General features: G+C 50.8%; 12 protein-coding genes and 1 pseudogene. 8 read left to right on the forward strand and 5 right to left on the reverse strand.

The annotated features are described in order from the left end of the window. Positions 1 to 320: 320 nt before the first annotated feature. Positions 321 to 1,838, reverse strand: coding sequence for an extracellular solute-binding protein (locus AC3WTJ_RS35110; protein ID WP_492526190.1), 1,518 nt, complete (start codon positions 1,836 to 1,838; stop codon positions 321 to 323). Between the two features lie 162 nt (positions 1,839 to 2,000). Here AC3WTJ_RS35110 and AC3WTJ_RS35115 point away from each other — a divergent pair, with 162 nt between their 5' ends. Then, complete coding sequence (locus AC3WTJ_RS35115; RefSeq protein ID WP_492526192.1) at positions 2,001 to 4,316, forward strand: helix-turn-helix domain-containing protein; 2,316 nt, start codon at positions 2,001 to 2,003, stop codon at positions 4,314 to 4,316. 112 nt (positions 4,317 to 4,428) lie between these two features. Here AC3WTJ_RS35115 and AC3WTJ_RS35120 read toward each other — a convergent pair whose 3' ends face one another. The 3 genes from AC3WTJ_RS35120 to AC3WTJ_RS35130 form a co-directional block, all read right to left on the reverse strand. Further along, positions 4,429 to 4,713: a hypothetical protein gene (locus AC3WTJ_RS35120; protein ID WP_127456634.1), complete on the reverse strand. Its 285-nt coding sequence runs from the start codon at positions 4,711 to 4,713 to the stop codon at positions 4,429 to 4,431. Positions 4,714 to 4,959: 246 nt separating this feature from the next. Next, on the reverse strand, positions 4,960 to 5,796 hold the full coding sequence (locus AC3WTJ_RS35125; RefSeq protein WP_492526194.1) for a sugar phosphate isomerase/epimerase family protein: 837 nt from the start codon (positions 5,794 to 5,796) through the stop codon (positions 4,960 to 4,962). Between the two features lie 17 nt (positions 5,797 to 5,813). Beyond that, positions 5,814 to 6,887, reverse strand: a complete 1,074-nt coding sequence (locus tag AC3WTJ_RS35130) for a Gfo/Idh/MocA family protein (RefSeq protein ID WP_326063506.1) — start codon at positions 6,885 to 6,887, stop codon at positions 5,814 to 5,816. A gap of 121 nt (positions 6,888 to 7,008) precedes the next feature. On the opposite strand from AC3WTJ_RS35130, the gene AC3WTJ_RS35135 reads away from it, so the two are divergent. The 5 genes and pseudogenes from AC3WTJ_RS35135 to AC3WTJ_RS35155 all read left to right on the forward strand — a co-directional run bounded on the left by AC3WTJ_RS35135 (position 7,009) and on the right by AC3WTJ_RS35155 (position 11,596). Then, positions 7,009 to 7,896 (forward strand): AraC family transcriptional regulator, encoded by an 888-nt coding sequence (locus AC3WTJ_RS35135; RefSeq protein ID WP_157324192.1) that lies wholly within the window; start codon positions 7,009 to 7,011, stop codon positions 7,894 to 7,896. A 106-nt stretch (positions 7,897 to 8,002) separates the two neighbouring features. Further along, the gene (locus AC3WTJ_RS35140) at positions 8,003 to 8,806 is read left to right on the forward strand and encodes a DUF2935 domain-containing protein (RefSeq protein WP_181646377.1); all 804 of its coding nucleotides are present in this window, start codon (positions 8,003 to 8,005) and stop codon (positions 8,804 to 8,806) included. Positions 8,807 to 9,213: 407 nt separating this feature from the next. Next, a pseudogene (locus tag AC3WTJ_RS35145) lies at positions 9,214 to 9,363 on the forward strand (ArsR/SmtB family transcription factor); the annotation flags it as partial. 59 nt (positions 9,364 to 9,422) lie between these two features. Beyond that, positions 9,423 to 9,929, forward strand: coding sequence for an SRPBCC family protein (locus tag AC3WTJ_RS35150; RefSeq protein WP_492526197.1), 507 nt, complete (start codon positions 9,423 to 9,425; stop codon positions 9,927 to 9,929). Positions 9,930 to 10,141: 212 nt separating this feature from the next. Further along, positions 10,142 to 11,596, forward strand: coding sequence for a stalk domain-containing protein (locus AC3WTJ_RS35155; RefSeq protein WP_492526199.1), 1,455 nt, complete (start codon positions 10,142 to 10,144; stop codon positions 11,594 to 11,596). 105 nt (positions 11,597 to 11,701) lie between these two features. Here the strand turns inward: AC3WTJ_RS35155 and AC3WTJ_RS35160 are convergent, their stop codons facing one another. Continuing rightward, positions 11,702 to 11,914 (reverse strand): hypothetical protein, encoded by a 213-nt coding sequence (locus AC3WTJ_RS35160; protein WP_492526201.1) that lies wholly within the window; start codon positions 11,912 to 11,914, stop codon positions 11,702 to 11,704. Positions 11,915 to 12,076: 162 nt separating this feature from the next. Here AC3WTJ_RS35160 and AC3WTJ_RS35165 point away from each other — a divergent pair, with 162 nt between their 5' ends. Continuing rightward, the gene (locus AC3WTJ_RS35165; protein WP_492526203.1) at positions 12,077 to 13,633 is read left to right on the forward strand and encodes an ABC-F family ATP-binding cassette domain-containing protein; all 1,557 of its coding nucleotides are present in this window, start codon (positions 12,077 to 12,079) and stop codon (positions 13,631 to 13,633) included. A 469-nt stretch (positions 13,634 to 14,102) separates the two neighbouring features. Next, positions 14,103 to 14,435, forward strand: coding sequence for a DUF5658 family protein (locus AC3WTJ_RS35170; RefSeq protein ID WP_492526205.1), 333 nt, complete (start codon positions 14,103 to 14,105; stop codon positions 14,433 to 14,435). Positions 14,436 to 14,487 lie beyond the last annotated feature (52 nt).

A 14,487-nucleotide genomic window follows, 5' to 3' on the forward strand; every position in this document is an offset into this window, starting at 1 on the left:
GGGCTGCCCTGACACGAGACGGCCTTTTCGGCTCGCTCGCGGGTGGCTCGGCGCACTTTCGCCGACTTTCCAGCACGAGGCTGCCTTTTCGGCTCGCTCAGTCGGGCTCGGCGGGCTGCCCTGACACGAGACGGCCTTTTCGGCTCGCTCGCGGGTGGCTCGGCGCACTTTCGCCGACTTTCCAGCACGAGACGGTCTTTTCGGCTCGCTCAGCCAGGTTCGGCAGGCTGCCCTGACACGAGACGGCCTTTTCGGCTCGCTCGACCTGAATCAGGAGAGCTCACGGTCGTGAGACGCCCTTTTCGGGCATTTCCGCCAGCTCACTTTTTCGCATATGCCTCATTATATTCGCCAATGATCTGGTCGCCGCCGCTACGTTTCCAGCGCTCAATCTCCTGCGCAAAGGCTGCTTTGTCGAGTTTCCCCAGCATATAATTGTACGTCGCGTCGGAGATAACTTTGTACAGCTCGACGCCACGCTCGTCGTAGGTTTTCGACTCTAACCCTAGCGTCGGGTCCTTAACGATATATTTCTCGTTGTCCAAGCTGAGCTTATCCGCCAGCTGTGACAGGGACTCGCTCTCCGCGACCTGCTTCACCTGCGGATTGTTCAAGTCCGCGATCATGAGCGCATACAGCGCATTCACTTCGTTCACGCGAATCTTGGATGTCTCCTCCAGCAGCTGGACTTTGTCCCCAATGGTGGTGTAATGACGTCCCTCCAATCCATACTTCATCAGGTTCGCGACATCTTTATCCATCGACCGGTCAAAAAATTGCAGCACCTGCTTCAATTCCGCCTCCGTGCGAATCGCTTTTTTGGAGAACAGGTACAGCGCGCTGTAGTTCGGAATCGACCAGATCTTGAATCCCGTCGGGCCTTCAATATGGTTCACGAGGGTGAATTTTGCCGAAGGATTCACAAGCTGCACCTCGTCCGAAAGGCGCTGCACATCCTGCATGCTGCCAATATAGACGCCCGCAATGCCGCGAATCAGCTTATCACGCTGAACTTCTTTACTGGTGACGGCAAAATCCGAGTTAATGAGCTTTTCATCGTACAGCTTTTTCATGAAATTCATCGTATCCACATAAGCCTGCGTTTCGAACTCCGGCACCAGCTTCCCATTCGCAACGCCCCAATTATTCGGAGTGCCGAAGTAGGAGCTAAGCGTTTTGAAGGCGCCAAAAACCAAGTCATTTCGGTCCGTCAGCCCGATGGTATCATCCTTGCCGTTGCGATCGGGATCGCCATACGTGAAAGCTTTTAACACTTGATACAGCTCATCAACCGTCGTAGGCTTGGCCAGCTTCACATTGTTCAGCCAGTCCTCGCGAATAATAATCCCTTGCCGGGAGGACGGCCGCTCGGTATACAAGCCATAGATTTTGCCATCGACAGCCGCCTGTCCCAAAATCTCCTTATTCAACTGCTTCAAATTCGGATAAGCCGACAAATACGGTCCGATATCCCAAAAGGCGCCGGAGCGGATCGAATTTTTCATCAACATGTAATCCGTATATTTCACATAGGTTGCTTTTTTCAGCGAGTTCGTGGTGAGGGCTGTGTTCATTTTATCGGTGTATATGCCATCCGGAACCCAATTCAATTCCAGCTTTGTATTCGTAAGCTTTTCGATCTCCTGAACGAGCTCGGGGATAGGCGGATGCGGAAAATGAAGCGGTGCCATTATCGAAATAACAGGACGATCACTGCTCGCCTCATTGGCTCCCGTAGTGCTTCCTTTCGTGCAACCACTGATCAAAACAACCATCAGCAGACCATAGATAAAGAGACGACCGCGCTTAATACCTTTCCTGTTTACCTGTGTGTTCATGACCCTTCCCCCTTGATGCAGCAGCGTTTTGCGGTCATAATCAGAGAAAATGATTATCCGCCAGACAGATGATTATTGCTCTTAACGACAGACTTGACTACAATACATAGATACAGAACTTAGATACAGAAGTGATCATCCTAAGATAAGGTGTTGGCTGCGATGCCCAATTTAAGTTTTCTCAGCAAAATGACCATGTTCGGGTTCTTGCTCAGCACGCTCCCTGTTATTTTTATCGGCGCTTTTGCCTTCATGACCTCGTCGAATGAGATCCAAAAAAATGTCAACGAAGGAAAAATGCAGTTAATCACCCAAATCAACTCCAATGTAGAGCAGAAATTAACGACTGTCAACCATACACTTAATCAGGTCATCAACTCCACCGTGCTCAAAAAGGCGATGGATATGCCGCTAACTGTAAACGATTTCATGATGTATGACGATCTGCGCAGCGAAATTCGGTATATGCAATCTTTTGACACGAAGCTGGAAGATGTCATCTTGATCAATGCCCGCGAGAACTGGATGATTAAGAACTCGGGGTTGTACCGTTTTGACGGCTACCCCTTTTACGATAAATTGCTGAACCTGATGAACACGCAGGAGAACAGCACCTGGATTTTGAACCCGTCGAAGTGGTTTTTTACGGAGGAGAACGCTCGGAGCGTTACCTGCGATTACAGTATTTCACTGGTCAAAAAGCTGCCAACCACCGGTCTGGAGAAATACGGCTTGGCGATGGCCAACATTCCAGCCTGTTCCCTGCAGGATTTGATTCAAAGCGATACCAAACATCTGGAAGATATTCTGATTATGGACGAGCATAACCAGATTCTCATGCATCCGGACGCCAGTCTGATTGGCAAACCTATTGCGGAGGCCGGCCTGAAGGACCTGAGCCAGCTCAAGGCGCCTACGGGTCAATTCACAGCGGATATCAACGACAAGCGTTATTCGGTCAGCTATCTGCACTCGAACTTGAATAATTGGACTTATTTGTCCTTAACCTCCATCGACAGCTTGACCACAGAATCGCGTAAAATCGGAGTCTACACGATCTATATCTGCATTCTGATGCTGCTTCTGTCCATGCTGCTCGCTTGGCTCGGTTCGCGCAAAATGTACTCGCCCATTCAGCTCCTGCTCAATCAAATCGGGGGCCTCGTTACCGTGAACCAGAAGCGGAAAGCCAATGAGTTCCAGATGATCAGCGAGCACGTCCATACGTTGTTCCAATCCAAGTCCCAGCTGGAACGAGAGGTTCATCAGCATATTGGCCAGGTGCGGACCTTTTTCTTGATCAAAGCGTTCCAGGGCCATATCAAAACGAGCGAGCTGCCCGATAAATTAGCCCAATTCGGCTATACGAAACATATGGACGAATGGAAAACAATGTCCGTTATTACCCTGCAGATCGACTCCATCGACAATACACGTTATGAAAAAAGAGACATGGAGCTGCTGCTTTTCGCCGCGCACAATATGATTGAGGAGCTTATTCCTTCCGACCAACGTCTAGCTCCCGTCATTATCGATCAGACGGTGGTGACCTTGATTGGAAGCCCAGACAGCGAAGCTGCCGCTTTCCGCAATAAGGTCTACGCCCTCACGGAGCAGATGCAGCAGCACATCTTCAGCTATCTGAATCTGCATGTCAGCATTGGGATGAGCCTTCCCATCCATGCTTTTTCGCAAATGTCGATCGCCTACAAAGAAGGGCTGGAAGCTCTGAAGCATCGGATCAAGCTTGGCGAAGGGATCATCATTCAGTACGAGAATATTAACTCGGGCAAACATTTCTTAAATTTGAACTATCCGAAGCCGCTCGAAAATGAATTGATGGACGCCGTCAAGGTTGCCGAAAAGGATAAGTCCAAAGAGCTGCTGCGGCAGCTCCTGCAAGCCGTATTCGCTGCTCCGCTTTCGCCGCAGGAATATCAGATTCCGCTGGCTCGGCTGCTGAACAACCTGCTGATGGTGATGCAGGAATCCGGCATTTCCTTGAATCAGATTCATCCGAACAAGGGCTCGCTTTTCGAGGAACTGCTGAATTTGCATATGACAGCGGAAATCGAAGATTGGTTCTGGACAGAGGTCATCCACCCGCTGATCCGCATCTACCGAGACCGGCAGGATGCGCAGTATCACAATATTTCAGAGAAAATTATCGATCTTGTGCAAAAATATTACGATACCGACCTCACACTGGAGGACTGCGCATCCAGACTGCATTACAATGCGAATTATCTAAGCAGCATTTTCCGCAAAGAAACGAATTGCTCCTTCAGCGACTATTTGTCCGCCTACCGGTTCAACATGGCGAAGAAATGGCTGTCGGAGACGGATATGCCTATCAAGGATATTTCGTCCAAGCTGCGTTATAATAACTCGCAAAACTTCATTCGGTCCTTCCGCAAGCAAGAGGGGATTACCCCGGGGCAATACCGCGATAAGCAAAAAGAAGGCGCTGCTCTATAACTCCGAGCAGCACCCAACGCCAAAAGCCTCCGGAGCCACCAAACATCGTTGGTGGTTTCGGAGGCTTTTGCCTCTTCGTTAAACTAGGTGAGCTAGCTGGCTGTCCAGCTTTCTACTCGCTTGGATCTACAGCTGCCTTAAGCGCGGCACGGTTGTTCCATAAGAACGACACAACGCTGTTGCGTTCCTCAAAGAACGCTTCTTTTTCATCCAAGTAGTCTTTACCGCGACCATGTACGCTGAAACGATCATCGTTGTAATTCATCAGCGTCCACTGCCCCCCACGCTTGTTATCAGCGAAAACAAGGTATAGTTTCTGGCCCGAAGGATCCCACTTCGCATACGACGAAAAGTTGTCCAAAATCAAGCCAATGTCATCCTTCTTTTTAATTTGCATGATCTTATCTCCTTTTCATTTTGATTTAGGCATATTTAGTAGAACAGGAACATAGTAAACGAGAATGCCTGAAAATGTTGTCGGACTGTGTGGATGGTTCATGGGAACCTTTGTCGAATGGCAATCTTTCTGGCATTTCGTGAGACTGTCAGGCCTGTAAAAAGCGAAAAAAGCCGAGGACATTACGTCCTCCGGCTCATCATTCTTGCATTGCCCAGCTCCGCTTGGGGCTAACCGCGCAAAAGCCTACAGCCCCGCCGCCGCATAAACTTTATCAAAGCCCGCTTTGGAACGCTGCACCAAACTCTCCGGGGAATCCGTCGGCGGCGTCGCCGTCAAAATCTCCTGCGAAACAGCGCCTTTATAGCCGATTTTCGCCAAGCCTTGCAGGAAGCCTGCCAAGTCGATTACACCTTCGCCTGGGTACACACGTCCGTTATCCAGCACTTCCTCTACCGGAACGTCCGGCGCGTCGTTGATGTGGACGTGGACGATCTGCTCAGGGCGCAGCTTCTCGATGTCAGCTACTGTTAACCCGTTCGTGTACCAGTGGTACGCATCGAACAGCAAACCGACGTTGCTCTCACCGATCGCATCAATCCAATCCAGCGTCTCTTCGAGCGTCCAGATGAACGGATGTTTCCAGCGTGTGCGCAAGTGGTGCGGCCCCACGAACTCTAGGCCAAGACGGATGCCGTATGCGCCTAGGATTTGCGCGCAAGTGCGCAATCTGCGCGTAGCCAGCGCCATGAAATGCGCAGCATTCAGATCCGTCGATGGCAGAACGTACGTGCAGCAGCTCGTGCAGCCAAGCGCTGCAGCCGCTGCGGCTGCTTGAGTCAGCTTCGGCAGGTCGGCGCGGAAACGCTCCTCGGACCCGCGCCATTCCACCGGTAGACCGATGGAGCCAATAACAAGGCCATGCTTGTTCAGCAGCTCGCGCGCACCGTCTACGCTGTGGCTCTCCACTAGGGCAAGCGCGTCGATATCGACGGCTGCAAAGCCGTATTTTGCCGCTAGCTCGATGAACTGCTCATTACTCTCCAACTTGCCAAGTCCTGCTCCCGTTAACCCTCTAAGCATCGTGTTTCCCTCCCGAATTAGATGTCCCAGTTTAGTTTAACTTCATTCCCTGTGCGGGAAGATTCATAGATGGCATCAAGAATTAAATTGTTCGTGTAGCCGGATAAAGCGGATGTAATCGGTTGTTTGCCTTCCCGAATGCACGTTAGGAAATGTCTGCTCAGACGCAGGCGCTCTCCTTCGTCATTCTCAGGCTTTTTCAAATCGGTCTCGATAGCCCGATTGAACTTCTCTGTCAGCAGTTTGCCGGATGCTCCTTTATAACTTGCGCCGCCGTCAGAGCCCATCAGATGAATGAAAGGCGTGTTATCCGTATCCATATGAACCGCCCAGCTAACTTCCAACGTCAAGGTGCTGCCGTCTTCCATGCGGATGAGGGCCGTGGCCAAATCTTCCACATCATACGTGCCGTTCCAGTTTGGCGTCCCCCATGTACCAATCCCCTTCTTGCGAGGGCCGAATTCGGCATAAGTAGCGCCAAAGACGGAGACAGGCTTCGGATTGCCCATCAAGTAGAGCGCAAGATCCAACATGTGAACCCCAATATCAATCAACGGGCCGCCGCCCGATTCGTTCATTTTCGTAAACCATGTGCCCCAGCCCGGAATCCCTTTGCGGCGGAACCAGCCTGTTTTGGCTGTGTAAATTTTACCGAGCTCACCTGCTTCAACCTGCTCTTTGATCAGCTGCGGGACAGCTTCCCAGCGCATTTGGTGGCCGATCATGACCACTTTATCCGAAGCCTCGCTGGCTTTCAGGATCTGCTTAGCTGCTGCGGCATTAATGCCCATCGGCTTTTCAATCAGCACGTGCTTGCCGGCTTCAATAGCTTGTACAGCAAGGGAAGCATGATGCTGGTTAGGCACACCAATAATGACAGCGTCTACATTACTGCTCTGAATAAGCTCTTCAGGGCTAGCTGCAACGTGAGCAATGCCGTATTCTTGAGCTTTTGCTTGAGCTAAAGGCAAATAGGCGTCCGTAATCTCTGTAATTTCACAGGAATCCGCCAATTTCGAAAACTCGCGTATATGCACGCCGCCGATGTTACCGGCACCAATAATACCAATTCTAATTTTATTGCTTCCCACGTTCTGTTCCTCCTCATAAGTACATCCTGTACGACCTGCTTTTATGATAAAATAAAGGCAGTAGAAAAACGCACCTATATTTCGGAAAACGTCCCATTTCTTCGAAGGAGATTAGCTGAGTATGACGTATTTTCCCGACTATTTGAAAACGTACCCAAACATGCACTCATCCTTCCCTTTTCATATCAGCAAAAATACGCTGGGGCACGGCTTTCGCGCACACCGCCACGATTTCCTCGAGTTCTCCTATGTCATCGAAGGCACCGGGTCGGAAAGCATTAATGATGTCAACCATGAGATGAGGGCGGGCACTTTCACGTTCGTGCTGCCTTATCAGGTGCATGAAATTTTTACGGACCCCGGACAAAATCTGGTCCTGTATAACTGCATGTTCAGCATGGATTTGTTGATGGAATCAGGGAGCGATCCCGGTCTGTCGGGGCTTTTGGGTGAGATGACGGCCTTGCCCGCCTATGTCCAGCTGCATGGACAAGATCAGCAGCAGATGCTTGCTCTCCTTGAGGAGATGTACCAGGAATATAACGGCACGGAACGATACAGACAGACACTGTTAAAAGGCAAGCTGAAAGAAATTCTCATCCGCTTCGACCGCCATCGTTGGAAGCAAGCTCCCCTTGCGGAGGCAGCAGCGATCCCGCTCCACGGTGCGAAGACGCATCACTCCGTTTGGCCTATCATTCATTATATCCACCGCAACTATCAGGAGGAGCTGGCCTTATCGGACCTCGCGGCGAAGTTCGCGATGAGCGCCTCGCGGATCTCTGAAGTGATTAAGCAAACGACCGGCCAAACGTTCGTTCACTTCTTGCACGACCTGCGCTTGCGTCATGCTTGCAGCCTGCTCGTGTCCACGGAGATGAGCGTAACGGAAATTGCGCTTGAGGTTGGATACGGCTCGTACAAGACATTCTCCCGCATTTTCCGTGAAAGCAAAGGCATTGTGCCCAAAGATTATCGCAAGGCGGAGCATCATCGCCGGGTAACGTGAGCTAACGTGAGCAGGGAGTCGTCCAGTTAGGCCGGAAATGGTCTATCTTCTCCTCCAGGCGATTATACTTAACATAGTATATTTGAGTGCGAGGAGAGTGCTGATCTTGTCCAATGCGTTTGTAGCACGTTCTTTGGAAGAAGTGCGATTCTGGTCCCGAATTATGAAAGAACATTCCCTTTTTCTGAAGCTGGGTTTCCGCTGCGAAGATACGCAGCTCATTCAGGAAGCGAATCAATTTTACAGTATTTTTGAGCAAATTGAAGCTAGAGCCCATTCGTATACCGAAGCGACGGATCCCTCGCAAATACAGCGTTTTAACCTGGAAGCACACTCAGCCGCAACGCACATTTGGGCTTTTAAAAGAAAAGTTCTTGGACTGATCATTCAATGCAAGCTGCCAGGGGGCAATAATTTCCCCTTACTCGTTGATCATACGAGCCGAGAAGCCAACTATTTCAGGAATCGGCTGGAGGAATTAAACACGGGAAGACTGGATCCGTTACCTGACGCGATTATTCATGAAAATGTTTTCTTCCTGCGCATTATGGCGGATCATGCCAAGTTCATCGGACATCTGCTTGACCCGTCAGAGCGTCAATTAGTCGAGCAAGCCCGCAATTTCAGCCACGATTTTGATCAGCTGCTGTTTCAAGCTATCGACCTGAGCGGCATGAAGCCGCAATCGCAGACAGAGCCGCTTCTGGATCAATTCCTGGATCAGAACCGCGTTTCCGTCGTCTCGCTCCGCGACTTCAAGAAGACGGCCAGAGATTTAATCGAGGCCTGCAAAATCAAAAGCATCATCCATCCGCTGCTCGCGGACCATGTGTTTCGGGAGGCTGAGCGGTTTTTGTTTATCATTGATGCTTTTGAAGTGGCGCTCACGGGGAAACAACCAGGTGCCTAAAATAATACGGCCGCCATGGAAGGTAGGTATACCTTACCTTGGCGGCCTTTTGAATTTGGCGCGTGAGGGGCGGCGAAGGGGAACTGTGAGCCTTTATTTCAGCCAAATTAGCTGTTTTTCCGATCGAAGGGATCTGTGAGCCTCTATTTTTCCATAATCAGGTCATTTGGCTCTGTATCAGCTGAAATAAGATCCCCCAGTTCCCCCAAACTGCCATCCCCGACTCATCGGGTTTAAATAAGGTCCTGTAGTTCCCTCCCTCACACCCGTTCGAACATTACTCATCCCCCACACACGGGCCTCGCCGAAATAAACCGCCACGCATCAGGCCATACTACTCCAGTCCCCTAAGCTTTCTATATATTCCTTGACAGGAATATTCCAACCCAAGTATATTTAGAGTATGAATTCGACGATGCAGAGCTCTCGCCGAGCCCAACCGTTTACACATGGTCGAACTCTTGGTTGACGGTCCCCTCACCGTAGGGGAAATCGCCAATCGACCTGGGCTTAACCAACCCCAGGTTTCCAAGCATCTCCGCGTCCTCAGCGAGGCCTGAATCGTGGAGGTTCAACCGATCGAGATACTATTTTTAACTTATGGAGGTACTCACCCATGTCCGAAACTACAAACGCCCGCTCGTTAGTTATTACACGCACGTTCAACGCTCCTCGCGAGCTCGTTTTCCAATGTTGGACGAAACCCGAACATCTCAGTCACTGGTGGGGACCGACAGGGATGCAACTGGAAGTATCCACGTGTGATGTTCGCCCCGGCGGCATGTTCCATTTCAGCATGAAATCCCCTGAAGGCTTTCAAATGTGGGGTAAATTTGTATATAGCGAAGTTTCCCCTTCGGATAAACTTGTCTACACGAACTCGTTCTCCGATGCGGACGCGAACACGATCCGTGCTCCGTTCAGCCCGGTTTTCCCGCTTGAAATTTTGAATATCGTAGCCTTCGAAGAGCAAGATGGTAAAACGGTTGTTACCATTAGCGGCGGCCCCGTTAACCCAACCGAAGAAGAAGCTGCTTTCTACACGTCTATGATTGAGAACATGGAACAAGGCTTTGGCGGTACGTTCAATCAACTCGACGAATACTTGGCGAAACTTGCTTAATTCCCCATGCACCGGCTCACTTGAGCCGGTGTTTTCTTTTACCTGCACCTTTGGTTGGCGCCTTTGCCCACACCGCCGCCTGCCCCTTTACCAACCATCCCCTCCTCCTGGAATGTCCGCCAGACGTCACAAAAAAGCCCATCTCAACCGAATAATATAGTAAGCCGGATATTTTTCGGCAGCATTCGACTGAACCCAAAGGAGACTGCCTCATGTTTCGCCATAAAATCATGAAACCCAGTGCGGCGCTTCTGCTGACAGCTGCACTTTTTGCCGGCGCAACACCGGCGTCCGCGCTATATTCCCCTTCGGTGAACGCCGTGACCAAGCAAGTAACCGCTCAAGGCAAAACCTATAACGTAAGTGTCGTTACGGTCGATTTGACCGACCCGACCCTGGAGCTTGCTCCCGCCTTGGCTGACGGAGGAATTGGCCATGACGCTCCATTACAAGCGATCGCCGAGCGCGAAGGGGCTGTTGCCGCGATTAACGGTACATTTTTCAATGCCTATGAGTCTAACCCTTATATCCGCTACCCGAACGGGACGATGGTAGAAGCCGGTGAAGCTCTTCACTCCGGGGAAAATCAGACCTTTATTCTGAATCGGGATAAAGTGCCGGATATTCAGTTCGTGGACCTCGACATCGCCGTGCGGGTCAGTGAAGGGAACGGGACTTACCCCATTACCCCTTGGGGGGTTAACAAGTATTACGGTGAAGGCAGCACCGACCAAGTGATCTGGTATACGCCGGACTTTGGCAGCTGGATCAACTTCCCGAACGGGACCAAGGTCGTCATCGAGGATGGGCTCATCACTCGCATCACGAACGATTCCGTGCAGGTTCCTGCCGGCGGTTACGTGCTGTTTGTCGGGGGCAGCGCCAACAACCGGCAGCACATCCTGCCGAATCTGGATGTCGGAGATCGCGTCACGAAGGAGCTGCTGGCCAAAGGCGAAGGCGGCAGCTCTCTGAACGCCAAGTCGTGGCTCGCGGCGATCGGGGTCGGACCGAAGCTGGTCACCGGCGGCGTAGTCGATCTCGACGTCGCACGGGACGGCTTCTCCGACCCGAAGGTGACGCAATCTGCCGCAGCGCGCAGCTTCATCGGCATCGACGCGTCTGATCGTCTCGTGATGGGCACCGTGCCGAGCGCAACGCTTTCCCAGCTCGCCGCCATCACCCTTCAGCTTGGGCTGAAGGAAGCCATGAATATGGACGGCGGGTCCAGCTCCGGTCTGTACGCCAACGGCACCATGCTGACCTATCCCGGCCGCGAACTGAGCAATGCGCTCGTCGTGCGTAAGCTCGACAAGCCGAAGGTGCAAATCGATATCAACGGGCAGCCTGAGTATGACTATAGCGGCTTCATCGTCAATGAGACGACCATTGTCCCGATCCGACCCTTCATCACCGCGATGAATGCCGGTTTTCAGTGGGACGCCGCAACCCGGACGGCGACCATTACGAGCGGAGGCGTGACGATGAAGCTGAAGGACGGGAGCTCCACAGCGACGGTGAATGGCAAGTCGGTCTCCGTGCCGGTCCCGCTCCAGATTATGGGGGACAGCCGCATGTACGTCCCGCTCCGCCTCGTCGCGGAGTCGCTGAATAGCAAAGTGGACTGGAACAGCAGCTTATACAGGGCATCCGTGCGCCTGCCATAAGGAAGACACCATAAGACCTGAGGGCAAACAACCCTCAGGTCTTTTCCATCCCCACCACGTTTAACCCTTCCCAATCAGGCAAAAATAGGAAAGATCACTGAGATGCTACCAAATCGGGGGAAGAATTTCGCAATCTGAATTTTGCACAGTACAGCGAGCAGATTTTAGGGCGTTTCTTCGGAAAATCGGCAGCTCGCCTGATCGTCCGATGCCGAGCTCTCTAATGATAATGTCGCTGCTTTCCCCTAGAGTCTCGACAAGCTGCGCTATATTTTCAGGCAGATGAGGGGTTAACGATGGAGCGGCTGTCGTAGACATAGGATCACCCTGTTTGTGGTTTAGCTATTTGTACCCTTCCCTTATTTTGGATGCATTATGTATCCCATCAAGTCACATTTTTGCTCGCTGATTCATTGAGTTTTCCATCCCATAACGCTTATAATAAAACGAGAAAAAGTTTAAAAGAAAAGGTGTCATTTCATGAGCATATTAAATGTAGAAAGATTAAGTCACGGCTTTGGAGACCGCGCCATCTTCAACGACGTCTCGTTCCGCCTGCTCAAAGGGGAGCACATCGGACTCATCGGTGCTAACGGAGAAGGTAAATCTACTTTCATGAACATCATTACAGGCAAGCTTCAGCCGGATGATGGCAAGGTTGAATGGTCCAAGCGCATGCGCGTTGGCTACCTGGATCAACATGCTGTTCTGAGCAAAGGCATGAGCATCCGCGATGTCCTGAAGGGAGCCTTCCAATATCTGTTCGACATGGAACAAGAAATGAATGACATGTACGGCCGGATGGGCGATGTGACGCCGGAAGAGCTTGAACAGATGCTCGAGGATGTCGGTACGATTCAGGATACATTGACGAATCAAGACTTTTACATGATCGATGCCAAAATCGAAGAAACCGCTCGCGGGCTGGGCCTCACCGATATTGGTTTGGACAAAGATGTGAACGATTTGAGCGGTGGTCAACGGACGAAGGTGCTTCTGGCGAAGCTTTTGCTGGAGAAACCGGACATTCTGCTCCTTGATGAGCCTACCAACTATTTGGATGAGCAGCACATTGAATGGTTGAAACGTTATTTGCAAGAATATGAGAATGCCTTCATTCTTATCTCTCACGATATTCCGTTCCTGAACAGCGTAATCAACTTGATCTACCACATGGAAAATCAAGCTTTAAACCGCTATGTCGGAGATTACAATCACTTCCAGCAAGTACACGAAATGAAGAAACAGCAGCTTGAGTCAGCTTACAAACGCCAACAACAAGAAATTTCCGAGTTGAAGGATTTCGTTGCCCGTAACAAAGCGAGCGTGGCGACGCGGAATATGGCGATGTCCAGACAAAAGAAACTCGACAAGATGGAAGTTATTGAAATTGCGAAGGAAAAACCGAAGCCGCAGTTTAATTTCAAAGAGGGCCGTACGTCAGGCAAGCTCATTTTTGAAACGACGGATCTCGTGATCGGCTACGATCAACCGCTATCCAGACCGCTTAACTTGCGCATGGAACGTGGTCAGAAGATTGCGCTGGTCGGTGCCAACGGTATCGGGAAAACGACGTTGCTGCGGAGTATTTTGGGCGAAATCCAGCCGGTAACCGGCTCCGTTCAAAAAGGCGATAACCAGCAAATCGGTTACTTCCAACAGGAAATCAAAGACTCCAACAACAACACTTGTATCGAGGAAGTATGGAACGAGTTCCCTTCTTTCACACAATTTGAGGTGCGTGCAGCACTAGCGAAATGCGGTCTCACCACGAAGCACATTGAGAGTAAAGTTGTCGTCCTGAGCGGCGGCGAGAAGGCGAAAGTCCGTCTCTGTAAGCTGATCAACCGCGAAACGAACTTACTGGTGCTCGATGAGCCGACCAACCATTTGGACGTAGATGCCAAGGATGAGCTCAAACGTGCGCTGCAAGCCTACAAGGGCAGCATTCTTCTGATTTCCCACGAACCGGAATTTTACCGTGATGTTGTGACGGAAACTTGGAATTGCGAGTCTTGGACAACGAAAGTGTTCTAATCGAGCAAGAGGCCGTCTTCGAGTAGATTTTTCTACTTGAGGATGGCCTCTTTTGTATTATTTTGCTTCCGAATCTGCCACCGCTGCTTCCGAACCCGCCAAGCCATGCTTAGCATCCGCGTTTGCATATAACTCAGGTGAATAAGTATGCAGCGAAGGAAACGGCTCGCTCCAAGGCTCAGCGTACGATGTATCGAATACATCCAACGCAAGAAGAGCGAGCGCACCCGCCTGTTCAACCCATCTCGCAGCTTCCTCACCCTCTCTCCGTTACCGTTATCTATCTCGCATTCATTGTAGAAGAGATCCGTCGTTGGGTAATCAGTCCTCAGGCGGAATTCCGTCTCCGCTTTCAGCTTGATTTTGCGCTAAAGTCCCGGTCAAGTCGTAGGTTGCTTTCGTATGATACAAAGTGTATCATAAATATAAACTTACACATTCATGCGACGAAAGCGAGGACATCCAGCCTATGCCTGTCATCCGCCGTTTCTTCCAGAGCAAACTTCTCCTTTGGCTGCTATTTTTATGCTTAAGTGATGCTGTATTCACGGACATCGGCATGCATCTGTCCTTTATTGAAGAACTGAATCCTCTGATACGAAGTGTATATGAATGGCATGTCGCCGGGTATTACTTCCTTAAACTCATACTTCCCTTGATTCTCATGGCCTTCTACCCTTATATCCGGAAACGCTCCTGGGTCAAGCCCTGCCTATCCCTCACGGTGATCATCTACGGCGCCGTCAATGTGTATCACTTCGTCTGGTTATCCTATGGACTCACATACCTTGCTACCAACTAACGGCAACGAAAAGAACCCAGCAATCACTTCTGCCGGGTTCTTTTTTGGTCTT

This window comes from Paenibacillus sp. FW101-FHT12H11 (genome assembly GCF_058790355.1).